Annotated in this window: 21 protein-coding genes; 12 read left to right on the top strand and 9 right to left on the bottom strand. The window is 66.8% G+C overall.

What is annotated here, in order from left to right; translation table 11 throughout:
• Positions 1 to 20: 20 nt before the first annotated feature.
• The 4 genes from Aple_RS00635 (at position 21) to Aple_RS00620 (ending at position 3881) form a co-directional block, all read left to right on the top strand.
• A complete protein-coding gene (locus tag Aple_RS00635) occupies positions 21 to 2105 on the top strand; it encodes a cellulase family glycosylhydrolase (protein WP_174889771.1) in 2085 nt (694 codons plus the stop codon).
• Between the two features lie 167 nt (positions 2106 to 2272).
• On the top strand, positions 2273 to 2704 hold the full coding sequence (locus tag Aple_RS00630; protein ID WP_155342428.1) for a hypothetical protein: 432 nt from the start codon (positions 2273 to 2275) through the stop codon (positions 2702 to 2704).
• On the top strand, positions 2698 to 2931 hold the full coding sequence (locus Aple_RS00625) for a helix-turn-helix transcriptional regulator (protein WP_155342427.1): 234 nt from the start codon (positions 2698 to 2700) through the stop codon (positions 2929 to 2931). The genes Aple_RS00630 and Aple_RS00625 overlap by 7 nt, the downstream gene beginning before the upstream one ends.
• Positions 2928 to 3881, top strand: a complete 954-nt coding sequence (locus tag Aple_RS00620; protein WP_155342426.1) for an NAD(P)-dependent alcohol dehydrogenase — start codon at positions 2928 to 2930, stop codon at positions 3879 to 3881. Before Aple_RS00625 ends, Aple_RS00620 begins: the two co-directional genes overlap by 4 nt.
• 53 nt (positions 3882 to 3934) lie before the next feature.
• Here the strand turns inward: Aple_RS00620 and Aple_RS00615 are convergent, their stop codons facing one another.
• Both Aple_RS00615 and Aple_RS00610 read right to left on the bottom strand, forming a co-directional pair.
• Complete coding sequence (locus tag Aple_RS00615; RefSeq protein ID WP_155342425.1) at positions 3935 to 4621, bottom strand: SDR family NAD(P)-dependent oxidoreductase; 687 nt, start codon at positions 4619 to 4621, stop codon at positions 3935 to 3937.
• Positions 4618 to 5016, bottom strand: a complete 399-nt coding sequence (locus tag Aple_RS00610; RefSeq protein WP_155342424.1) for an ester cyclase — start codon at positions 5014 to 5016, stop codon at positions 4618 to 4620. Before Aple_RS00610 ends, Aple_RS00615 begins: the two co-directional genes overlap by 4 nt.
• Before the next feature lie 116 nt (positions 5017 to 5132).
• Here Aple_RS00610 and Aple_RS00605 point away from each other — a divergent pair, with 116 nt between their 5' ends.
• Positions 5133 to 5741, top strand: a complete 609-nt coding sequence (locus tag Aple_RS00605) for a TetR/AcrR family transcriptional regulator (RefSeq protein WP_155342423.1) — start codon at positions 5133 to 5135, stop codon at positions 5739 to 5741.
• A gap of 323 nt (positions 5742 to 6064) precedes the next feature.
• Positions 6065 to 9517 carry an OmpL47-type beta-barrel domain-containing protein gene (locus Aple_RS00600; RefSeq protein WP_155342422.1) on the top strand — a complete coding sequence of 1151 codons (3453 nt, stop codon included), beginning with the start codon at positions 6065 to 6067 and terminating at the stop codon, positions 9515 to 9517.
• A 117-nt stretch (positions 9518 to 9634) separates the two neighbouring features.
• Here Aple_RS00600 and Aple_RS00595 read toward each other — a convergent pair whose 3' ends face one another.
• The 3 genes from Aple_RS00595 to Aple_RS00585 form a co-directional block, all read right to left on the bottom strand.
• Complete coding sequence (locus Aple_RS00595; RefSeq protein WP_155342421.1) at positions 9635 to 10807, bottom strand: DUF8189 domain-containing protein; 1173 nt, start codon at positions 10805 to 10807, stop codon at positions 9635 to 9637.
• A 12-nt stretch (positions 10808 to 10819) separates the two neighbouring features.
• Positions 10820 to 11242 (bottom strand): hypothetical protein, encoded by a 423-nt coding sequence (locus tag Aple_RS00590; protein WP_155342420.1) that lies wholly within the window; start codon positions 11240 to 11242, stop codon positions 10820 to 10822.
• Positions 11243 to 11326: 84 nt separating this feature from the next.
• Positions 11327 to 11500, bottom strand: a complete 174-nt coding sequence (locus tag Aple_RS00585) for a hypothetical protein (RefSeq protein WP_155342419.1) — start codon at positions 11498 to 11500, stop codon at positions 11327 to 11329.
• On the opposite strand from Aple_RS00585, the gene Aple_RS00580 reads away from it, so the two are divergent.
• Together Aple_RS00580 and Aple_RS00575 are read left to right on the top strand one after the other, a co-directional pair.
• The gene (locus Aple_RS00580) at positions 11487 to 11672 is read left to right on the top strand and encodes a hypothetical protein (RefSeq protein ID WP_155342418.1); all 186 of its coding nucleotides are present in this window, start codon (positions 11487 to 11489) and stop codon (positions 11670 to 11672) included. The genes Aple_RS00585 and Aple_RS00580 overlap by 14 nt on opposite strands.
• A gap of 342 nt (positions 11673 to 12014) precedes the next feature.
• Positions 12015 to 13004 carry a hypothetical protein gene (locus Aple_RS00575; RefSeq protein ID WP_155342417.1) on the top strand — a complete coding sequence of 330 codons (990 nt, stop codon included), beginning with the start codon at positions 12015 to 12017 and terminating at the stop codon, positions 13002 to 13004.
• A gap of 586 nt (positions 13005 to 13590) precedes the next feature.
• Here Aple_RS00575 and Aple_RS00570 read toward each other — a convergent pair.
• Positions 13591 to 13794 (bottom strand): helix-turn-helix domain-containing protein, encoded by a 204-nt coding sequence (locus Aple_RS00570; protein ID WP_155342416.1) that lies wholly within the window; start codon positions 13792 to 13794, stop codon positions 13591 to 13593.
• 524 nt (positions 13795 to 14318) lie between these two features.
• Between Aple_RS00570 and Aple_RS00565 the strand changes: the two genes are divergently transcribed.
• Together Aple_RS00565 and Aple_RS00560 are read left to right on the top strand one after the other, a co-directional pair.
• Positions 14319 to 17558, top strand: coding sequence for a beta-L-arabinofuranosidase domain-containing protein (locus tag Aple_RS00565; RefSeq protein WP_218038035.1), 3240 nt, complete (start codon positions 14319 to 14321; stop codon positions 17556 to 17558).
• An 80-nt stretch (positions 17559 to 17638) separates the two neighbouring features.
• Positions 17639 to 18817, top strand: coding sequence for a cytochrome P450 (locus tag Aple_RS00560; RefSeq protein WP_155342414.1), 1179 nt, complete (start codon positions 17639 to 17641; stop codon positions 18815 to 18817).
• 70 nt (positions 18818 to 18887) lie between these two features.
• Here Aple_RS00560 and Aple_RS00555 read toward each other — a convergent pair whose 3' ends face one another.
• From Aple_RS00555 to Aple_RS00545, 3 genes are read right to left on the bottom strand one after another with little or no spacing between them, the layout of a single operon-like run.
• The gene (locus tag Aple_RS00555) at positions 18888 to 19868 is read right to left on the bottom strand and encodes an NAD(P)H-quinone oxidoreductase (protein ID WP_155342837.1); all 981 of its coding nucleotides are present in this window, start codon (positions 19866 to 19868) and stop codon (positions 18888 to 18890) included.
• A gap of 34 nt (positions 19869 to 19902) precedes the next feature.
• A complete protein-coding gene (locus tag Aple_RS00550) occupies positions 19903 to 20916 on the bottom strand; it encodes a zinc-dependent alcohol dehydrogenase (RefSeq protein ID WP_170321207.1) in 1014 nt (337 codons plus the stop codon).
• Positions 20917 to 20942: 26 nt separating this feature from the next.
• Positions 20943 to 21485, bottom strand: a complete 543-nt coding sequence (locus Aple_RS00545; RefSeq protein ID WP_155342412.1) for a 2,4'-dihydroxyacetophenone dioxygenase family protein — start codon at positions 21483 to 21485, stop codon at positions 20943 to 20945.
• Between the two features lie 141 nt (positions 21486 to 21626).
• Between Aple_RS00545 and Aple_RS00540 the strand changes: the two genes are divergently transcribed.
• Together Aple_RS00540 and Aple_RS00535 are read left to right on the top strand one after the other, a co-directional pair.
• Positions 21627 to 22412, top strand: coding sequence for an amidohydrolase family protein (locus Aple_RS00540; RefSeq protein WP_155342411.1), 786 nt, complete (start codon positions 21627 to 21629; stop codon positions 22410 to 22412).
• Positions 22413 to 22417: 5 nt separating this feature from the next.
• Complete coding sequence (locus Aple_RS00535; RefSeq protein WP_155342410.1) at positions 22418 to 23839, top strand: GH1 family beta-glucosidase; 1422 nt, start codon at positions 22418 to 22420, stop codon at positions 23837 to 23839.
• Position 23840 lies beyond the last annotated feature (1 nt).

Below are 23840 nucleotides of genomic sequence, written 5' to 3'. Positions count from 1 at the left end.
ACGCCTGAAGGGGAACAACCATGAAACTGCACAGCTTACGAAGAACCCGCCTGCGGATCGGCGCGGTTTTCTGCGCCTTGGTCGCGCTACTGGCAGCGGGAATGATGACGACCGTCAACGCGCATGCGGCCGCCGGTTGCCGCGTGGCGTACACGGTCTCGGCTCAATGGCCGGGCGGGTTCACCGCCAATGTGAACCTCACCAATCTCGGCGATCCGGTCAGCAACTGGAGACTCGCCTGGACCTTCCCGTCGGGCCAGCAGGTCACCCAGGCGTGGAACACGACGATCACCTCGTCCGGGGCGCAGGTCACTGCGGCGAACGTGAGCTGGAACGCGGCCATCGCGACCAACGCCACGGTCTCCTTCGGCTTCAACGGGTCATGGTCGGGGAGCAACACCGCGCCGACCGCCTTCACCCTCAACGGCGTCACGTGCACCGGAAGCGTCGGCACGTCTCCGTCCCCTTCGGCGTCACCATCGCCGTCACCCTCGCCGTCACCCTCTCCACAGCCGAGCGACGCGATGGCCACGGTGGCAGCGATGCAGCCCGGCTGGAACCTGGGCAACACCTTCGACGCCATTCCCGACGAAACGGCGTGGGGCAACCCGCTGACGACGCAAACCCTGCTCCATCACGTACGGTCCCAGGGTTACCGAAGCATCCGGATTCCGATCACCTGGAGCAACCACCACGGCCCAGCGCCGGACTACGTCATCGACACCGCCTGGTTGAACCGCGTCCGCCAAGTCGTCGACTGGTCCCTGGCCGAGGACTTCTACGTGATGATCAACCTTCACCACGACTCCTGGCAGTGGATCAACGCGTACCCCGCCGATCCCACAACCGTGATGAACCGGTACAAGGCACTGTGGCGGCAGATCGCCGGCGCCTTCCGCAACCACTCTCCGAAGCTGATGTTCGAAAGCATCAACGAACCGCAGTTCGCCGGCACCTCCGGAGACGATCAGAACTACCAGGTGCTGAACACGCTCAACACGGAGTTCGTCCACCTCGTACGCCAGTCTGGCGGAGGCAACGCCACCAGGCTCCTCGTCCTGCCCACCCTGTTCACCAACGCCGACCAAGGCCGGCTGGACGCGCTGACGGCCACCCTCAACGCGCTGAATGATCCCAACCTGGCCGCGACGGTCCACTTCTACGGATGGTGGCCGTTCAGCGTCAACATCGCCGGCGGCACCCGGTACGACAGCAACGTGGAACAAGACCTGATCGGCACGTTCGACCGGGTGCGCAACACGTTCGTGTCCCGGGGAATCCCCGTGATCATCGGAGAATGGGCCCTGCTCAACTGGGACCACAACCGGCCCGGCGTCATCGAACGAGGCGAGTTCCTGAAGTTCCTCGAAGCCGTCGGCTACCACGCCCGTACCCGGAACCTCACCACCATGATCTGGGACGCCGGTCAGTTCCTCAACCGCAACGAGCTGAGATGGCGGGACCAGGGCGTGCACGAAATGCTCAAGGCGAGCTGGACCACCCGCTCAGGCACGGCCTCCTCCGATCAGGTGTACGTGCCCCGCACCGGCACGATCGCCAGCCAGTCGCTCACGCTCAATCTCAACGGCACGACGTTCCAAGGCCTGCGCCAGGGCAGCGCCAACCTCACCCAGGGCGCCGACTACACCCTGTCGGGCAACACGCTGACTCTGACCGCGTCGGCGCTCACCCGGCTGGCCGGAAACCGCGCCTACGGCGTGAACTCCGCCATCGAGGCCCGCTTCTCCCAGGGCGTGCCGTGGCCGATCAGCATCATCAGCTCCGACCCGCCGACCCAGGCCGCCGCCACGGGCACGACCACCTCGTTCGCGATCCCCACCCAGTTCCGTGGCGACCAACTCGCCACGATGGAAGCCAAGTACGCCGACGGCAGCGCCGCCGGCCCGGCCAACTGGACCCCGTTCAAGGAGTTCTGGCAGCACTTCCAGCCCGACTACAACGCCAACACCATCATCTTGAAGCCCGAGTTCTTCGCCGAAGTCAACGACGGACGCGTCACTCTCACCTTCCACTTCTGGAGCGGAAAGCAGCTCACGTACTACATCACCAAGTCCGGCACCACAGTGACCGGCAGCACCAACTGACAACAGAACCCGGTGAGGCGCCGCACCCAAACCGGGCGCGGCGCCCACCGAGGTCTGTCAGGGGGTGATGTGCTCCACGCCGTCCACAGGTGTAAATAAACTTTGACATGGTGTCCGCGGCGCTTTACATTGGTTGATGTCAGCTTTGTTTTACATGAGGAGCGGCAGTGGCCTTCGAGGAAAAGGGCGCCTGGGTGATGATCGTGGTCTCCATCGGCGCGTACACGATCTACGTGGCGACCGTCCTGGGCCGCGTAGGCGACAGCCCGCTCGCCGACGTCGCCTACGCGGGAGCTCTGCTGTGGACCATCGGTGGCGCCATCGTCGCCGGGATCGTGGCCCACATCGCGATGGCTGTCGCGGGCGGCCACGGCGCCGACCGCACTGACGAGCGCGACCGTGAGATCAACCAGGTCAGTGAACGCATCGGGCAGTCGATCGTCGTCATCGGAGCGCTCGCCGCGCTGGTCATGGCCATCGCCGAGCTGCGCCACTTCTGGATCGCCAACGCCGTCTACCTGGCGTTCGTGCTGTCCTCGGTGCTCAGCTCGGTTGCCAAGATCATGGCGCACCGCAAGGGCGGCTTCCAGGCGTGGTGAAGCCGACGCAGGTCACCAATACGATCCGGGCCCTGCGGTTCGCGCACGACGAGATGACCCAGGCCGAGCTGGCCGACCGGGTCGGCGTCACCCGCCAGACCATCATCGCGATCGAACAGGGCCGCTACTCCCCCTCGCTGGAGATGGCGTTCCGCATCGCCCGGGTGTTCCGGGTCGGACTCGACGACGTCTTCCACTATCCCGACACCGAAGGAGACCCCTCATGAGGGCGATCGTCCAGGACGAGTACGGCCCGCCGCACATGCTGAGCCTCGGCGAGGTCCCGATCCCGACGCCCGGCGCCGGCGATGTGCTGATCCGGGTGCACGCGGCCGGCGTCGACTACGGCGTGTGGCACCTCATGACCGGGCTGCCGCTCATCGCCCGCCTCGGCTTCGGCCTGCGCCGGCCCCGCAACCGCGTGCCGGGCATGGACGTGGCCGGCGTCGTGGAGTCCGTCGGCGCCAACGTGACCGCGTTTCGCCCCGGCGACGAGGTGTACGGCGAGGCGACCGGCGCGTACGCGGAGTTCGCGCTCGCCCGCCCGGGCAAGCTCGCCCGCAAGCCCGCCAACCTGAGCTTCACCGAAGCGGCGGCCGTACCCGTGTCAGGGGTGACCGCGTCGCGGGCCGTCGGCCAGGTCACCGCCGGCGAGAAGGTGCTGGTCATAGGCGCCGGCGGCGGAGTGGGCAGCTTCGCGACGCAACTCGCGGTCGCCGGCGGCGCCCACGTCACCGGCGTGTGCAGCACGGCCAAGGCCGACCTCGTCCGGTCGCTGGGCGCCCAGGCCGTCATCGACTACACACGCGAGCCGCTCACCGGGACGTACGATCTGATCATCGACATCGCGGGCATCCGGCCGCTGGCCCTGCTGCGCGGGCTGCTCGCCGAGCGCGGCCGGCTCGTCATCGTCGGCGGCGAGGGCGGCGGTCGGTGGTTCGGTGGGCTCGGTCGGCTGCTGGCCGCCCGGCTGATCACCCCGTTCACGCGCCAGCGCCTGGACGCGCTGATCGCGCTGACCCGCACCGCCGACCTGGACGCGCTGCGCGACCTCATCGAGGCCGGGGCCGTGCGACCGGCCGTCGGGCGCACGTACTCCCTGGCGGAGGCCTCCACCGCGGTGGGTGACCTGGCGGCCGGCAACGCGCCCGGAAAGCTCGTCATCACGGTTGACTGACCCGGGGGCGCCGGGATCAATATCCTGCGGCGCGCGGCCGAGATTAGGGCCGCCTACCAGCGCAACTCCCCGGTTTCGTCTTGGAAGGTTCCTGTCGGACCGTCCTCGTCGAGAGTTGCCAGACGCACGACAGTTCTGGCGCTCTCTTCCGGTGATCTTCCGCCTCCGAAGGCCGCGGTCATGTCGGTGGCGGTGAAGCCGGGCTCGAGTGCGTTGAACTTGATGCCCGGCTGGGACTTGGCGTACTGGACCGTGAGCATGGTGGCCGCTGACTTGGACGCGGAGTAAAGCGCGGTCGTCAAGTGGAACTCCGGCCGGTCGGGGTTGTTCACTGCCCAGAATGACCCGGCGCTGCTCGAAACCGTAACCACGTTAGGGTTCGATGATCTGCGCAGCAGGGGAAGTGCCGCCTCCGTGACACGCACGATTCCCACCGCGTTGGTGTTGAAAACTCGGAGAGCTGTGGGACCGTCGGTGACTCCGTACTCCAAGACGCCCGCGTTGTGCACCAGAACGTCGAGCCGACCCTCGGCCGAATCGATCGTCGCCAGCGCGCTGCTCACCGATGCGTCATCGGTCACATCGAGCCGCACGAACCGTGCGCCAAGTGCCGCCGCGGCCTTCTCACCTCGCTCGACGTCACGCGCGCCGATGTAGACAACGTGCCCCAACTCCAGAAGCTGTTTGGCCGTCTCGAAGCCGATGCCCTTGTTGGCCCCAGTGATCAGTGTGATGGTCATGCGTTTCCTTTCAGCTGCCGGAGCAGTTCGCCGGCGTCGTGCAGGGCCGTCATATGCACGAACCGCCCGTTGCGGACCTGATAGATGGCGTACTCGACGATCTCGAACGAGGCGCCGGTGGGAGCCACACCGAGCCACTCCTTCACCGGAGTACCCGTGTTGACCAGACGCGCAGCCAGACGGTCACCGTCGAAGAGCAGTTCCTGGAGCTCCCAGTGGAGGTCTGGAACCGCGTCCACGTCAGCCTTCTGAACCGCGATGAGGTCGTCCCGGGTGGCCGGCTCACCGTTCAACGTGGTCCGGTCGTTGATGAACTCGTCCATACCGTCGAACTTGTGGGCGTTGAGCTCCTCGATGTAGCGCAGGTAGAACGCGCGCAGATCACTGTCAGACATCAGATGACCCCTCTGTATGGCAGCCCTGGATCGCCTTCGACTTCTGTAGCGATCGCTGCAGAAGTGGAACGGTAGCACTTTAGCATCGATCGCTACAGAAGGGGTAGGCTGCGGGAGTGGAGAAGAAACAGAGCGGCCCAATCGGTCGACCGCGAGGATTCGACGCCGACGAAGCTCTCGAGCGCGCCGTGCTGGTCTTCTGGGAGCACGGCTACGAGGGGGCCAGCCTGGCCAACCTGACGGACGCGATGGGCATCTCCACCACCAGCATGTACGCGGCCTTCGGCAACAAGGAGGAGCTGTTCCGCAAGGCCCTGGAGCGCTACACCGAAGGCCCGGGCGCATACCTGGCCCAGGCCCTGGAGGAGCCGACCGCCCTCAGCGTCGCCACCGCGATCCTGGCCGGCACCGTTCGAACCACCACCCGCCCGGCCCATCCTCACGGGTGCATGGGCGTCCAGGGCGCGCTGGCCGCCAGCGACTCCGGGCGTGAAGTCCGTGACCTTCTCGTCGCCTGGCGCAACAACGGCTACTCCAGCGTCCGAGAGCGGTTCCAGCGAGCCGTCGACGACGGCGACCTGCCTCCGGAGAGCGATCCGGGGCTACTGGCCCGCTACGTCATGACCTTGGCATCCGGCATCGCCGTGCAAGCCGCGAGCGGTGTCTGCCGCGATGAACTCCAGGAGCTGGCCGACGCCGCCCTACGCGACTGGCCGCCCTCCTGAGACCTTTGTGATCGCCGTACCAGGACGCGCCCGGGTGCGGCCGTCGAGATCGTCATCTGCCGGTACGGCAGCGTACGCGAGATGTTCTTCCCGCTGCTGTCCGCCGGCCCCGCTACGCCGGCATCGAGGAGAAGACCGGACAGCCGTCCGCGGGACGTGTCGGGCTCGCGGCCTCGTGGGGCGCTGAGCGCCTCGGCATAGGTCGTAGATCGTGCCAAATCGACGGTTGGTGGCCGACTCGAATTCAGCGCTTCGCCATTCCTGATCGCTTGGCTACGGGTCTGGATCATGAATCCGCGTACATCGAGGAGGAAAGCTAAGCCATGAGATCCCTCCAAAGAGGACTCGGCTGGCGGATCGCTGCCGTGATCGTGGGCGCGCTGGTCGCCGCACCCCTGTCGGGCGCGGTCGCTCAGGCCGAGGCCGCGACCGAGTACCTGCAGAACCCGAGCTTCGAGCAGCCTGGCGCCAACGCGGCCGCCCCTACCGGGTGGACGCCGGTGCTGTTAGGGAATGAGACCGCTCCGTTCCGGTGGGTCGTCCAGACCTTCAACGCCTCCGGGCAGTTTCCGCCGCCCAGCCCGGTCCCGGATGGGCAGTTCGCGCTTGAGATGTTCTGGCAGATCGGTTCGAGCCTTGGCGTCCAGGGCATCGCCGCCCAGCAGAACGTCAACGTGCCGGGCGCGAACGACCTGTTCTTCAGCTATGACGCCGCGCAGACCTTCTACCCGGACTCACGTTCCGCGAACTGGGCCGGCGCGATGGCCGAGGTGCAGTTCACCTCGGGCGGCCAGGTCAACAGCTTGCGCTACTTCCACCCCAACTCGCGCACCGACTACACCGGCTCGCCGCAGGACTCGGCCACGACCAAGTACATCATCGGCGAGCGGTTCACCGGCAACGGCGACTGGGTCGCCAACTCCCGGGATCTCGACGCCGACATCGCGACCAAGTTCGGGATCACCGACTTCACCGTGACCTCGGTGCGGGTCGGCAACCTGCAGGACCGCAAGGCCGTCTCCCCGTTCCCCAACATGACCATGTACTGGGATGACGTGGAGCTGACCAAGGGCGGGGTAAATGAGGAGGATCCGGGCAACCCGCCCACTGGGGACTGTTCGAAAATCAACGGCATCCAGGGCACCGGCGCCGCGTCGCCGTGCGTCAACAGCACCGTCACCGTGCAGGGTGTGGTGACCGGCATCGACGACGAGGTGGGCGCGGACTACGACCGCACCTACCCGGAGGACCGCGGCATCTTCCTGCAGTCGTTGCCGTCCGACGACGACGGCAACCCGGCCACGTCCGAGGGCATCTTCGTCGGGTACGTGGACACGGCCTCCTCGTTCCGCCCCGGTGACGTCGTCCGGGTGACCGGCCAGGTCAAGGAGAAGTTCGGCCTCACCGAGATCGCCGAGCAGATCGGCCAGGAGCCGACGAAGGTCGGCACCGCCGCCGTACCGGCCCCGGTCGTCATCGACCAGGCGCGGGCCGAGTCGCAGGGCGCCGGCAAGGCCTACTACGAGTCGCTGGAGAACATGCTGGTGAAGCTGCCCGTGGGTACGGCCAACTCGGGTGGCACCAACAAGTTCGGCGAGCTCTTCCTCACGCCGGGGACCACCCGCGACCGGATCCTGGAGGGCGAGCCGCTGCCGGCGTCGCTCCTCGCGCTGGACGCCGACGCGGGCGCCGGCAACCCGGCCAACCCGCACAAGCCGGCGGCTCCGTCCACCACCTACGTCACGGCTGACCTCTTCGACGAGGTACGGGACGCGACGGGTCCGCTCTCCTTCTCCTACAGCCACTACAAGCTGATGCCCCAGCCGGGCGCGCTGCCGTCCGTCGTGGACGGTCCGGTGGCCTACCCGTACACGGGTGTCGCGCAGGCCACCCCGGGTCAGGTCCGGGTGGTGTCGTTCAACGTGCTGAACTACTTCCCGGTCGGCGTGGAGCTGGACCTGTCCCCGGTCAGCCAGGCCGAGTACGACGAGAAGAAGGCTCGCCTGGCCGACGCGATCGACCGCCTGCTGAAGCGTCCCGACATCGTGGCCGTGCAGGAGGTCTACAACCTGGAGGTGCTCAGGGATCTGGCCGCCACGCTCGGTGGCTACACCGCGTACCTGCTGGAGGGCAACGACTCCCGCAGCATCGACGTCGGCTACCTGGTGAAGGACGGGGTGCCGGTGTCGAACCTGCGCCAGTTCGATCGTACGACCGCGGGGTGCGACGATTCGGGCCGCGCCTACGACCGGCCGCCGCTGGCTCTCGACGTCACGGTGCGCGGCCGGGAGCTCACCGTCGTGAACAACCACTTCAAGTCCAAGGGCGGCAGCGGCGCGTCCGGCGCCTGCCAGCTGCAGCAGGCCAACCGGCTGCGCGACCAGGTGGCGTCGCTGGAGGCGGCCGGCCGTCAGGTGATCGTGCTGGGTGACCTCAACCAGTTCGAGACCGAGGCGCCGCTGGCCGCGCTGCAGACCGGCTCCAGCCTGACCAATCTCTGGAGCAGCGCTCCGGCCGAGTTCCGCTACAGCTCGCACTACCAGGGCGTGCTGCAGACGCTCGACCACGTGTTGATCACCGACAGGTTGGACGGCGCGGTGGCGGACTTCCGCTATGCGCCGATCAGCACCGACTACGCTGACCGGTTCACCGGTGGCGGCGCCAACGCCGACGGGCACAAGGTGGCCGACCACAACCCGGCCGTGCTGACCCTTTCCTTCGACGGGATCGCGCCGGTGACGAGCGCGACGACCACCCCGGCGCAGCCGGCGAGCGGCTGGTTCACCGGTGCGATCCTGGTCACGCTGTCGGCTGCCGATGACGCGCAGGGCAGCGGGGTCGACCGCACCGAGTACCAGGTCGACGGCGGTGCCTGGACTCGTTACGCCGAGCCGGTCGTCATCACCGGCGACGGCCCGCACACACTGGCCTACCGTTCCACCGACAAGGCGGGCAACGTCGAGGCCGCCAAGACCCTCGCGGTCAAGGTGGACGCGACGGCACCGGTGACCACCGCGGAGACTCCGGCGGGGAACGGTGTGCAGGTGGTTCTCGCCGCGACGGACGCGACGTCCGGTGTGGCGGGTACCGAGTACTCGCTGGACGGTGGTGCGTGGACGCCGTACACCGAGACGGTCACCATTTCGGGTGAGGGCGAGCACGAGTTGCGGTATCGCTCGACCGACAAGGCGGGGAACGTCGAGGAGATCAAGGCCGTGACGGTCAAGATCGAGGACAGCGTCGCTCCCACCGTGCTGGTCACCGGTGTCGCGGACGGCACGCAATATGGTGACAGCCTGGACCTGGAGATCGCCTGGGAGGCCATCGACTCCGGTTCCGGGGTGAAATCGGTGACCGGCACGCTGGACGGCCAGCCGTTCACGTCCGGCACGGTTCAGTCGCTGTACAAGCTGGCCCTGGGTGAGCACACGCTCACCGTCACTGCCGTCGACAACCTCGGCAACCAGACCGTGCAGACGGTGAAGTTCTCCGTCGGCACCTCGACGGACGACATCTCCGCGCTGATCGACCGCTTCGAGGCTGAGCAGAAGATCGGCGCCACCGGCGCCGCCAAGCTGCAGGACCGGATCTCGAAGGTCATGGTGTCGGAGGACAAGGGCCGCGAACGGGACAAGAAGAAGATCGTCAAGAAGATCGAGCGCTTCGCCGAGACGGTCAACGACCCGAAGATCGTCTCGGACGCTCAGGTCAGGACGCTGCTCCTGCGTGACGCCGACGCGCTGATCGCCGAGAACGGCGGCACGTCCGAGAGCTGACCATGGCGGGGCCACGGCCCCGGATCAGGGGTGCCGGGCGACCATGAGAAAACCCGGCACCCCGATGAATCCCGCCCAGGGTGCCCCGCGACACTCGCCGTGGGGCACCCTATGTGTTCAGAACATGCCCACCCAGCCGGATGACCAGCTCCCGTCCGGAGCGGTCTGCCATTTGTGATAAACCTGGCGGTTGTCGTGGAGAGTGAAGAGCTCCAGGCGGCCGTCAGGGTTGTATCCGACCACTACTTTGCCTGACCCGCAGCCCACGTGCCCGAAGCCCTGCCAACCGTTATATCCGCTGTTGGGCGCGCTCTGGGCCCGATGCCAGACATAATTCTTGGCGTTCTCCCAGACGCAGGCATAAACGTCCAGCTTCTTGCTGGGAGAGGTTCGCCCGACACTTAGCCCGCCGAAATCTCCCGTGCCAAGACTGGCCCAGCCGCTCCGGGAACCGTTGGACTGCAGCCACTTGTGCATGACATGCATGGTGTAACAATTCGCGCCGCAATCTGAAACAAAAACGATTCCGAATACCTCCAGCCGTCCGTCGGCATTCATCCCCACCGTCAGGGTGTCGTACTGCAGCGAACTGCCCGGGTTGCCGAGATTCACCCAACCACCCCAGCCGCTGGACGCCTGGCGTATTGTGTACACCCCGCTCCCCGGACGTTCCACGAACACCTGGATCTTGCCGTCCGGGGCTCTCATTGCCGCGAGGTTCTCGATGGTGGGCATGGTGCTGTCGCTGAGCCTTTCCCAGGGACCGTAATAACCGTCGATATCGGGCTGCCAGCTATGGGATAAGCCGCGGCCATTCCCTCCGGCGAAGATCTCCAGCCTGCCGTCGGAGTTCTCCACGATTTCGACGAGGTTTCCCGCCACGCCGAGGGGGAACCAGCCGTCCCAGTCGCCCCTGGACCACTGTTCCGCGTAAGCAACGCTGCCGTCGTTACCGGCGATGACGACGTGCTCTCCGTTCGGGGCGACGTCGATGTCGGTGACCGGGGCGGAGAACGGCGGCGAACCCAGGAGTTGCCAACTGCTCCACCCACCGGCGACGCATCCATCTTGCCGCTTGTACATCACCACGTTTTCGGTGGTGACGGCGAACAGGACCAGCCCTCCTATCACACAGTCGTTATAAGGGTCGTCATAAGCCCTACCAACGGCTATGGGTCCGGCGGAACTCAAGAGCATGTGCGCCTGCGCCGGCGGCGGGATCATGAGTGCGTAGCCGGCCAGTGACACGACCAGCAGCACCAGAAGATTGATTCTGGCGTGTATCTTCACAGGTTTCTCCGATCAGAGGCCCCAGTTGCGGAGTTCGCGGTTGAGCGTGCCGGTGTAGTTCAGGTAACCGGAGATCTTCGGATGGAAGGACTGCTGTGACACTGGTTCCCCTGGATTCTCACCCGCCGTCTTATCCGTGATGACGGCGTGGATGGTCTCCGGATCGCCGCAGACTCCCTCTCCCTCGAAATCGCCGTTGAAGATCGGGTCAGCGAACCTGACGTTGATGCCAAAATCCTGCCGGGCGATCGACACCACCTCTCCGTGGGCGGCGGCCATCGTACGGCCCATCTCGTTCATCCAGTCCGCTTCCAGTGCCGGAGATGCCCGCTTGGCCACCGGCATGACGACCGCGCCGCCGAGGGCGAGCACGCACAGCGGGACGAGCACACCGGCCATGCGGCGGGTGATAGTGCGACGTGTGGTCGTTCGCATTCCGCCATGGTCGGACTTCCACTCATAGAACCGTCATGACGGCGCTATGAACCCTTCGGGGGCATGGAATTCCGGATACTAGGTTCACTGGAGGTCATGGCGGGGGGCCGCAGCCGCCGTCGGCGGCGCGGCGGCGTTTGTGGGCGCGGCGGCGTTTGTGGGCGCGCAGGCCAGGCGGGCGGTCTCGGTGCCGGGGTGGTCGGAGAGGCGGTGCATGGTGCGGACGGCGGCGATGACCTGCTCGATGTTGGCAGTCACCGCCGAGCCACCGCCCGGCCAGACCGCCACCCGACCAATAAGCCCAAACACCACCGAGTCGCAGCGTCCCGTGGTCGCCGACCTCGCCATGCCCAGCGGCACGATTTCTCTGCTCCGCAAGCGGGCTGACACCACCCAGAGCTTCCGCGACCCCCTCGACAGGCCCGAATGAGGCAGAACCTGGCTTGGAAGCCTCCGAAACGACAAGATCCCGCCCGATCACCAAGATCAGACGGGGATCCGTCAACTCCAAACCAGCCGTCTCAAGAACGGCCCTGGGTGGAGCTAGCGGTTGCATACTCGAACGCATTGCTCCTGCTGCTGTGGCTGGACTAATCTTCCACGTGGAGTGGCGGGATATCTATTTCTGGACTCGCCTCAACCAGCATGATCCTGATGGCGATAGGCTCCGACATAGCATAAGCCGAATAGCAGCTGCCACCCCGTCTTGTGATCGATCTTGAAACATGCTATTTACATATCGTAGCCACCGGCCGATCTATTATGAGGATGCATGTCTGCTAGTCGAGCATCAAGAAAACGGCAGCATGAGTCACGGCCAACACGGCTGCGGTGGTTTAAGAAGTCAGCTGTCATTATCGGTGGCGCCGTTTTAACGATACTCACGGGAACAGTCGTCGCTGTCACCTCTGAAGTGGCCAAAGAAATCACCAAGCCGGGAACATCTCCAACTCCGAGCCCTTCCCCCTCCTCTTTGTCAGCGAGTTCGCCACCATCCCCAGCTTCAACAGCCAGTTCTGCTCCCTCGCCCAGCCCAGCAAGTATCGTTTCATCTCTGATTCTTAAAGATGTAAAACCAGTAGATAATACATATGTCTTTGCTGGCAAATATCGCCCAGACAGGGATACCCTCAAGAAGATCAATTCGCTGGCAAAAAGTGATGATCCCGATGCGCTAGCAGAATATATGCGATCCCTTGGGGCGGTCGATGTTGACGTTCTTGGTACGCAAATAGTCCTGGAGAATATCGGAACTACCAAGGTCCGCATCATGGGAATTCGAGTGGTCAAGGAGTGCGGACCACCCCTTTCCGGAACTATCTTTTTCTCAATCCCACAGGGCGATCAGCTCAGCACCACACTCGGGTTCGATTTGGACGAAACGGCACCTGCGGCACGCAGCATTGATGAGGGCGACCGATGGGGAAAGGCGTATTTTTCTACCCATACGGTCCTTCTAGAGCCTGGCGAGCAGAAGGTATTCGAGATCAAGGTCAAGACCGACGAGTACTATTGCGAATATCGTTTCGCGATGAAGACCCTAAGGGATAGGATCACCCAGGAAGAGCCCATAGACAATAATGGAAAACCGTTTCGCATCAGTGCCTCTCGGTGGAATATCGAGGATTATCCACACGCCTTGCGGGATTACAGCCTTATCTATCCAGGTGGGCCATGGAACCCGCGTACGTGCGGCGACTTCTCGGAATTCGAGACAGAGGAATATCGAGACGATGTTACCTGCTTCAAGGATGTAGATTAATTCGCGCGAAAAAAGGCGATCGAAGCGCACGATGCGTCCATCGTGATCCTCCCAACTCTTCGTGAACGCGTTACCGCAGGCATGGAAGCCACGCTGTCGGACGTCACGCGACCGCCCAAGAGCTACGCGAACGGGTGACCACCGAGCTTTCCGAACTCGACGACAGGAAGACCGCTTCCTTGGCCTGGCCAGTGACACCGACTGGCTACAAGAGAAGATCGCTAAAAGGATGTGCGGCATCCGTGATCCGTGTGCACGACTGCAAGCACAGCTTGAGAGCACGCACAGCCAACACAACCATGCGTTTTCCGCACCCTCTACATCGATTCTGTGGACGACGTACCGGGCGGCACGTTCGAGGATTGCCCCCCCCGACCCCATAGCCCTCCTTCCCGCACATCATGTCCAGGTGGTCGGAGCGGCTAGTGATCAGGTGGATGGCGCGGCGCACGCTGAGTTGTCTGGCAATGGCCGGAGCGGGTTTTCCGCAGGCGCCGACGGCCTACGGTGACGGCTCCCGGTGTACCCGCGTTCGCGGATCTCGGCGAACAGACGGGCGGCATCGGTGCAGCCCTGGTTTCATCGCTCATGCAGGTAGGGCAGGAAGGGATCGATCCGGGAGCCGCGCCTGCCGCCACGAGCGGGCACCAAGTCCTCGGGCGTAGCGGCGCACGGTCTTGCGGTCCAGGCCGAGCGCCTCGGAGATCGCGGAGATACGCACGCCCTTGGCCAGCAACTCGTGAACCGCCGCGTGTCGCTCACGACGCCGGATGGATCGCGCGCTTTCCACTCGACGGGAAGATCAGCGAGAGACGTCGCTCTGGCAGGGTGCAAGACGTCTGGTGCGGAGCCCGGATCTTGGTTCGTAACATATTTGTAACAGTTCGAGGGGTCACTCTGGTCGGCGATGCCATGTGAACGCTAACAATCTCATCAGATGTCCCCTCGAGTGAGCGGCTTCGCGCGGCTCCATGCGCTGCGTCGGGACTACGCGGCACATGATCCACGCTTCAGCACTGCCCTGTTCGAAGCTCGTTGTTGGAATGCTCAGCCTGTCACGCCTAGGAAGGGAGCGGCACAGCTGGTGATGTTAACGCAAACATTCCACCGACGACACAAGATCACGCGTTCACCCGAGGGTCAAGCTTGCAAGCGAAGGGAAGACGGGCCATGACAGCTTCCGAGAAGCCAGGAGTGAGCCGCCGCACATTCGTGCGCGCATCGGCTATCGGGGTGGCATTAGCCGTGGCGGACAAGACTGTTCCAGCGGCCGCAGCGGAGACCACAGCCTCAACCTCAACCGTTACTGAGTCCTTGGCCGGGATCCCGTACGTCGGTGCCGGAAGCAACACGGCGATCAGGCCGTTCTGGCTGCACGAGGTCAGCCTGCAGTCCGGTCTGTTGCAGGAGAAGCGCGACCGGATGAAGGCGTTCCTGCAGACGTTCGACGAACGCCGCTTCCTCATGCTCTTCAACAACCAGGCCGGTCGGCCGAACCCCTCGGGCATATCGGTGCCCGGAGGCTGGGAGGACGGCGGGCTGCTGAGCGGGCACTGGGCCGGCCACTACATGAGCGCCCTCGCCCAGGCGTACGCGGACCAGGGCCAGCAGGTCTTCAAGACCAAACTCGACTGGATGGTCGACGAACTCGCCGCGTGCCAGGCCGCCATCACCGCGCGGATGGGTTCTACCGGCGGCGGCGGAAGTGCCGAGGAGCTCCCCATCGGCCGGGTCGCGGGCCGCTTCGGCAACGGTCTGCGCCTCAACGGCGGCAGCAACGCCGAGCACATCCGTCTCCCCCAGGAGGCGGTGTCCCAGCTCACCAACTTCACGATCGCGACCTGGGTCAACCTCGCCGCGGCGCAGAACTGGAGCAGGGTCTTCGACTTCGGTCAGAACACCACGGTCAACATGTTCCTGACCGCCCGCTCGGGGGTGACGGGAAACCCGCCCCGGTTCGCCATCACCGTCGGCGGCAGCGGCCAGGAGCAGCAGATCAACGGCACCTCGGCGGTGCCGACCGGGCAGTGGGTCCACTTCGCGGTCACCCTCGCGGGCAATGTCGGGACCCTGTACGTCAACGGCTCACCCGTCGGCACGAACACCAGCATGACGCTCAACCCGACCAACCTCGGCGTCCCGGGCAACGTCTGGATCGGCCGATCCCAGTACGGCGACGCGATGCTCAACGCGACCATCGACGAGTTCCACATCTTCGACCGAGCCCTCAGCCAGGCGGAGATCCAGTCCCTCCAGAGTTCCGCCGCGGGATCCACGGGAGGCGGGAACATCGCCTGGTACCGCTTCGACGAGGAAAGCGGAGCGACCGCGCTCGACGCCTCACCCAATCACCGCGACGCCGGCATCGTCGCCATCCCTTCGGCCAACCCGGGTCTTTGGACACCTGTCTATCCCGGCTATCTCGGGGCCATCCCGGAGGACGCCGTGATCCGGATGGGGCCGCCTCGGTTCGCTGTCTACGGCAGCAACCAGAGCACGAACGTCTGGGCGCCCTGGTACACCCAGCACAAGATCATGCGGGGTCTGCTGGACGCGTACTACCTGACCGGCAACATGAAGGCCCGCGAAGTCGTCGTCAAGATGGCGGACTGGGCGCATCTCGCCCTGACCACCGGCGACAAGAACCACCCGCAATACCAGGGACCCATCACCAGGGACAACCTCAACTACATGTGGGACACCTACATCGCCGGTGAGCTCGGCGGCGCCAACGAGGTGTTCCCGGAGATCTACGCACTGACCGGTGACGCCAAGCACCTCCAGACGGCGAAGCTCTTCGACAACCGGGAGTCTCTCTTCGGCGCCTGCGTCGAGAACCGGGACATCCTCGTGGTGAGAGACCCTGCCCCCATCGGCCGGCGTCGTCCGGCCCGGCTGCACGTCAACCAGCACGTGCCCGGCTTCTCCGGCTACATGCGGATCTTCGAGCAGACCGGCGATCAGGAATACCTCCAGGCGGCGAAGAACTTCTTCGGCATGATCGTCCCGCACCGCATGTTCTCGCACGGCGGCACCGGCGGAAACTACCCGGGGTCCAACAACAACATCGAGATGTTCCAGAACCGGGACAACATCGCCAACGCGATCGCCCAGGGCGGCGCGGAGACCTGCTCCATCTACAACGTGTCCAAGCTGGCGCGCAACCTGTTCTTCCACACGCAGGACCCGAAGTACATGGACTACTACGAGCGCGCCCTGTTCAACCAGCTCGCCGGATCGCGAGCCGACGCGACCACCACGAGCAACCCGCAGGTCACCTATTTCCAGCCCCTGACGCCGGGCGCGAGCAAGTCCTATGGCAACACCGGCACCTGCTGCGGGGGAACCGGGCTGGAGATCCACACGAAGTACCAGGACGCCGTCTACTCCAAGTCCGCCGACGGCTCGACCCTCTGGGTCAACCTCTTCGTGCCGTCGACCGTGACCTGGGCGGAGAAGAACTTCACCGTGACCCAGGAGACGAGCTTCCCCCGCCAGGCCGGCACGAGGCTCACCGTCAACGGCAGCGGCAGCCTCGACATCAAGCTACGGGTTCCCGGTTGGGTCCGGAACGGCTTCACCGTGCGGATCAACGGAGCCGTGGCGCCGATGCAAACCCCGGCGCCGGACACCTATGTGACACTGAGCCGCACCTGGAGTCCCGGGGACGTCATCGACGTCTCGATGCCGTTCAGCATCCGGATCGAGCGCGCCATCGACCGGCCGGACACCCAGTCCATCATGTGGGGACCGCTGCTCATGCCGATCCTCGGCAACCCCGGCGGCGGCACCTACCGTGAGCTGACGCTCTACCGGTACCTCAAGCGGGACGGCGACTACTCGCGGGCGGCGATCACGGCGGCCGGGACGAGCGCGGCGGGAGACCCGCTCTTCACGACGCACGGGTTCAACCTGCGCCCGTGGTACGTCGGGGACACCCAGGCCCACTCCGCGTACTTCCGCCGGGTGGAGCCACGGATCGTCTTCGGGAGCATCGACTCCGGCGTTCCCAACGTGAAACGCAACGACGGGCTGCCCAACTACGACGTCCCGGTCACCGGCGTCACCTCGCCCGGCACGGACGGTCTGACGTTCCTGGACGTGGTCTGGGACAGCGCGCCGTTCGCGACCCACGCGGCGTTCGTCGCCAAGGTCACCCAGACGGCCGAGGCGTTCGTGGCGGCGGGGAACCTGACCAGCGCGCAGAAGGACGCGGTGGTGGCGGCCGCCGCAAGCGCGCGGAGCGAGCTGGCGCCCGGCGCGGAGGTGCCGGTCACGGTCACCGCCGAGGGGCGCTGCGTCGGCAATTCGACCTACGTGGCCGTACGCGTGACGAACGATCACGACGGGCCCGTGGACGTCGTGATGGAGACGCCCTACGGCTCACGCACCTTCGCCGACGTCGCCCCGGGCAAGTACGCGTACCAGTCCTTCGCGGTCCGCGCGCGGCAGGTCGCCGCGGGTGAGGTCACGATCCGCGTCACCGGAACCATCGACGGGACAAGCGTGACGTCCGAGGTAGTCAAGCAGTACGCGGCCGCGGCCTGCGGCTGATCGCCCGGCCGGGCCGTCCCCGGACGGCCCGGAGGGCTCCGCGGATCCACGACCAGAGATGAACTCACCGAAGGTGGCACATGACTGTCGAGTTCAGGCCGTCGGAGCTGTGGGAGCCTGACACACGCCGCGACCCGCACGCGTTCTATGCCCGCGTGCGGGTCGCCGGCCGGCCCGTCCCGCAGGTCGACCCCGCCGGTAACCGGCTCTGGATCGTGGCGCGCCATGCCGACGTCCTCGATGGCCTGCAGCACCCGGCGATCGGTCACGAGGTGCTCGAACATCAGGCCCAGGCGCACCGGCGGAGCGAGGCTGAGCGAATCGCGGCGCGCCAGCTCATTTCCTTGGATCCACCCGACCACACCCGGCTGCGCGGGCTCGTCGGCAAGGCCTTCACGGCCCGGACGGTCGCGAAGCTGGAGCCGTGGATCGCCGACGTCGCCGACCGATTGGTCGCCCGCGCTCTCGAGCTGGGCACGTTCGACGCGGTGGCCGACCTGGCCGATCCGTTGCCGGTCAACGTCATCGCCCAGCTCGTGGGGATCCCCGAGGAGGACCGCGTACGGTTTCGCGCGTGGTCGGCGACCATCGTCTCCGCGGCCGACCACGATGCCTCGGCCACGCTGGCGTTCGCCGCCTACATCGACGAGCTGGCCGAGCGCCGGCGAGCGGTCCCGGAGGACGACCTGCTCTCCGAGCTCGTCGCCTTGGAGGCGGAAGGCGACGCTCTCGATCGCGACGAGCTCGTCGCGATGGTGCAGCTCCTGCTCATCGCGGGTCAGGAGACCACTGTCGACGTCATCGTCAACGGCATCCGGCTCCTGCTCACGCATTCTGAGCAGTGGCAGAATCTCCTCGCCGACCCGTCCTTGGCGAGCGCGGCCGTCGAGGAGACGCTGCGGTTCCGCGGACCGGTCGAGATCGTCCCGCCGCGCTTCACCTTCCGCGAGATCGCCATCGCCGGGAGCACGATCCCGGCGTTCGAGCGCGTCGGCCTGTCCCTGTGGGGCGCGAACAGGGACCCCGCGGTCTTCTCCGATCCGGACATGTTCGACATCCACCGCTCAGACGTCCATCGGCACATCGCCTTCGGCCACGGGATCCACTTCTGCCTGGGCGCGTCCCTGGGCCGTCTCGAGGCTCGCATCATGTTCGACCGCATCGCCCGCGAACTTCCCCAGCTCCGGCTCGCGGTGGATCCCGACGAACTGAACGGCTTCCGCCTGCATCGGGGAACCCTGCCGCTGCGGATCCGGTGACCTCACGTGCAGATGTTCCAGAAATCGGCGTAGCGGCCACCGCGGCGCAGCAGCTCGTCATGGCTCCGTCCTAGTGCACGGTGAGGATGATCTTTCCGACGTGGTCGCCGGCCTCAAGGGCGTGGTGCGCCGCCGCCGCCTCGGTGATGGGCAGCACCTGGTCCACCACCGGGCGGATCCGGCCGGACTCGATCAGCGGCCAGACCTGCGCACGGACCCGGGCGACGATCTCGGCCTTCTCCGCGAGTGGCCGGGCCCGCAGGGTCGTCGCGGTGACGGTGGCCCGCCTGCGCTGTAGCAGCCCGAGGTCGAGCTCGGCCCGGCTGCCCCCTTGCAGGCCGATGATCACGAGGCGGCCCCCTGTCGCCAGCACCTCGACATTGCGGCCCAGATAGGCGCCGCCGATCATGTCCAGCACGACGTCGGCCCCCCGTCCACCGGTCTCCTCCAGGACCCGGGCGGCGAAGTCCTCGGTGCGGTAGGAGATCGCCACGTCGGCGCCGAGCTCGCGGCAGCGCTTGAGCTTCTCCGGAGTGCCGGCGGTGACGATCACCCGTACACCCGCGGCGACCGCCCGCTGGATCGCGAAGGTGCCGATGCCCGACGCGCCCCCGTGCACGAGCAGGGTCTCGCCCGGCCTCAGCCCGGCCACCTGGAACAGGTTGGACTCGACGGTGCAGGCGACCTCGGGCAGGGCGGCCGCGGTCCGCGGGTCGACGCCCGCGGGAACGGGCAGCAGCTGTCCCACGGGAACGGCGACACGCTCGGCGTAGCCGCCGCCCGCGAGCAGCGCGCACACCGGCTGGCCCACCGACCAGCCCGAGGTCTCGGGGCCGAGGGCCAGGACGCGACCCGAGCACTCCAGTCCCGGATACGCCGGCGCGCCGGGCGGCGGGTCGTAGGATCCCTGGCGCTGGAGCACGTCGGCCCGGTTGACGGCCGTCGCGGTCACCTCCACCAGGACCTCGCCGGGACCCGGCACCGGGTCGGGCACCTCGTTCCACACCAGCGCCTCGGGGCCGCCGTAATGGACGATCTCGATCGCTCGCACCGCGATCAACCTCTTCTTCCTGTGTACGTACGGGCTACGGAACGAGCACCGCTTTGACGACGGCGCCTTCCTCCACGGCGCGGAGCGCCTCCACCCCTTGACCCAGCGCGAAAGGCGTCGCCAGCCGGGCCCACCGGCCGGGGTCCCGCCGCAGGGTGTCCACCGCCAGCTCGTAGTCCTTCCTGGTGGCGCCGTAACTGCCCAGGAGGGTCAGCTCGCGGCGGGTCACGATGTTGACGTCCACCACCGGAGGACGGGAGAACATCGCGAGCACGACGACCGTTCCGGCCATCGCGACCCGGCCGACCGCCTGGGCGAGCGCCTCCTCCGCGCCGGAGGTCTCCAGCCAGCAGGGCGGGCTGTCCGGCAGATCCTCCCCCAGAGACGTGCGCAGGCCCAGCTCGGACGCGATGGCCAGCCGGACCGGCTGGTCCCGGGCGATGCCCACCAGGGTGACGCGATGCCCCTGTCCGTGCAGGAGCATCGCCGCCATGATGCCGATGGGCCCGGGCCCGGTGACCACGATGTCGCAAGGCCTCCCGTCGGCGGGCATGCGCAGCTGGTCGACCGCGTGCGCGGCGATCGCGAGCGGCTCGGTGAGGACGAGCGCCCGCACCGGCACGTCGTCGGGGACGGCCACGACCCGGCCGGCGGCGATGGTGAACCACGCGGCGGCCGCGCCGTCGAACGACAGGCCCACAACGTCGCGCCGGGGGCAGAGGTGGGGGGCGGTCCGGCAGACGGCGCACTCGCCGCAACCGTCGATGGAGATCGGCACGACCCGCCGGCCGAGCCACGACTCCTCGACGCCGTCGCCGAGCCCGTCGACGACGCCGACCGCCTCATGGCCGAGCACGACGGAGTCCGGGAGCCATTCGTAGCCGGCGTCCTGTTTCCAGGCGTGGACGTCGCTGCCGCACAGTCCGTTCGCCTCGGTGCGGACGAGCAGCTCTCCGGCGGCCGGGACGGGACGGCTCCGTTCGACGACGGCGACGTCGCGCGGGCGGTGGCTGCGCTTGACCAGGGCCGGCATGGCAGGCGTTTCCATGGTCGTTTCCTTGGCCGTTTCCATGGTCAACGCACGAGGGAGTCGAGGTAGGACAGCCCGATCCCGTTCGCGGCGTAGTGCCGGCGAGCGTTGTCGAGCTTGCTGAAGACGTCCTCCACCCCGGTGGGCCCGCCGTGCGGATCCACGTAGATGTAGGCCCCGGTGACGTGGAACAGGGTCATCATCTCCGGCACGTCGTCCGGGACCTCCAGGGTGTGGATGTCGCCGGGCGGCTCGAAGCTGTAGGCGCCCTGCTCGGCCCACCAGTCATGTTCGAGATAGTGCCAGCGGCCGCGGAGGGTTAGCGCGTGAACCGGGCCGGCGTGCCGGTGCCGGGACAGGATGCCGGTCTTGCGCACCCGCAGGATGTTCACGAAGTACCCCTGGCTGACCGAGAGCAGCAGCGGCCGGAACGACACCGACTCGGACTGCGGCACCCACAGGCGCTCGTCACAGTCCGGGTCGAGCGCGCCGGCGATCACGAGGTCGTCCAGCTTCCCGTGCGGCTGCTCACCCTGGTACGCGAGGGGCTCCCCCGTCACCGGATCTGTCCGCGTCGACACCGACATCGTCTGCGCAACCTTTCGTGTGTGCCGCCGGCCGTGGCCGGCCGGAGATGCGACCATGCTACATTAATCGAATAAGTAAAGCGACCCGGTGGGCCTGACCAGGCATTTGGCCAGATCCTCGGCCACAGGGAAGAAGGGGAAGTGACCGACTTCTATAAGATTGATGTCCACGTCCACCTGGGCATCAGCTCAGTGCTGTCAGTGGCCGGCTCGACTAGCGAGATCATCCGCAAGATGGAGCTGAACGGCATTCACCAGTCCGTCATCTCCCCCATCCCGGGATACGAGGACCCGAACGGCGTCGCCGACTCGCGGGCGCAGAACGACGGCATCGCGGCCGCCCTGCGGGATCACCCCGGCGTGCTGGTCCGCGGCCTGGGCGTGGTGGAGCCGCGGCACGGAGCGGCCGCGCTCGGCGAGGTCGACCGGGTGATGGACGAGCTGGGCCTGTCGGGCCTGATGTTCCACAACGACTTCAACGGCCTGCCGCTGGACCACCCGTCGATGTTCGCCATCGTCGAGCGGCTCGCCGCCTATCGGAACGCCGTCGCGCAGGTGCACACGGCGCAGCACTCGGTTCTTGAGGCTCCGTTCCAGCTGGGCCGGCTCGCCAAGGCGTTTCCCACGGTAACCTTCCTCAACGCGCACCCGTTCATGGACACCACCCACGAGGCCGCCAGCCTCGACCTGGGCGAACGGCATCCCAACATCGTCTTCGACACGGCGGTCTCGCACACCCAGCTCTACCCGATCGAGCACGCGGTCGAGCGGCTCGGCGCCGACCGTGTCCTGTGGGCCAGCAGCAACCCCTACTACGAGACGACGCTCGACATCCCGCTGGTCGCCAACGCCCAGCTCGACGACAACGTGAAGCGCGAGCTCTTCGCCGGCAACGCCCGGCGCGTCTTCCAGATCGAGGAGGAGTGACAACCATGGTCAAGGGATCACCCGACTTCCGCGACAGCGGCCTGGAGTTCCCGCCCGAATTCGTCTTCGGGTCGGCGACGGCGGCCTACCAGATCGAAGGCGCGGCCCGGGAGGACGGGCGCGGGCCCTCCGTCTGGGACACCTTCAGCCGCGTCCCCGGCAAGGTCGCCAACGGCGACACCGGCGACGACGCCTGCGACCACTACCACCGGCTCGACGCCGACCTCGACCTGATGGAGTCGCTGAACCTGGAGTCGTACCGCTTCTCGATCTCCTGGTCGCGTGTCATCCCGGACGGCACCGGCGCGGTCAACAAGGCCGGCCTCGACTTCTACGACCGGGTCGTCGACGGGCTGCTGGAGCGCGGCATCACCCCGACGCTGACCCTCTACCACTGGGATCTTCCGCAGGCCCTGGAGGACAAGGGCGGCTGGCCGGCCCGCGACACCGCGCTGGCGTTCGCCGAGTACGCCCGGCGGATGGGCGAGCGCTACGGCGACCGGGTCGCGATGTGGACGACGCTGAACGAACCGTGGTGCGCCTCCCATCTCGGCTACGGCGCGGGGGTCCACGCCCCCGGGCGGCAGGACCCGGCGGCGGTGCTGCGCGCCGCCCACCACCTGAACCTCGCGCACGGGCTCGCCGTCTCGGCGCTCCGCGAAGTGGTACGCAACGACCCCGACTTCTCAGTGACGCTCAACCTGCACGCGCTGCGGCCGTCCGGGCCCACCGGCGCCGAGGCGGTGCGGAAGATCGACGCCGTCGGGAACCGGATCTGGACCGGGCCCATGCTGAGCGGCGCCTACCCCGAGGACCTGCTCGCCGACACCGCCGGCATCACCGACTGGTCCTTCGTCCTGGACGGCGACCTGGCGGCGATCCACCAGCCGCTGGACGTGCTCGGCGTCAACTACTACTCGACGAAACTGGTCCGGCTGCGCGACCCGGAGTCCGGGCAGCGGGTCACCAGCGGCAACGCGATCGTCGACGGCGACGCCTGGCCGGGAGCGGGCGACGTCGAGTTCCTCCCGCAGCCGGGGCCGTACACGTCCATGGGGTGGAACATCGAGCCGGCCGGCCTGGTCGAGCTGGTCGGCTCGGTGGCGGCCGCGTACCCCGGACTGCCGCTGATGATCACCGAGAACGGCGCGGCCTTCGACGACGTCGTGGCCGACGGTCGGGTGCACGACGCCGAGCGGGTGGACTACCTGCGCCGGCACCTCACCGCCGTGCACCGGCTGCTGGAGTCGGGTGTGGATCTGCGCGGCTACTTCGTCTGGTCGCTGCTGGACAACTTCGAATGGGCGTACGGCTACGACAAGCGCTTCGGGGTCGTGCACGTCGACTACCAGACCTTCGCCCGCACGAAGAAGGACAGCGCCCTGTGGTACGCCGAGCTGGCCCGGACCCACCGCCTGCCGGACTGAC

The sequence above is a fragment of the Acrocarpospora pleiomorpha genome, assembly GCF_009687885.1.
GTDB classification, from domain to species: Bacteria; Actinomycetota; Actinomycetes; order Streptosporangiales; family Streptosporangiaceae; genus Acrocarpospora; species Acrocarpospora pleiomorpha.
The sequence above is the reverse complement of the archived record's forward strand: the minus strand, read 5'-3'. Positions and strand labels throughout refer to the sequence as shown.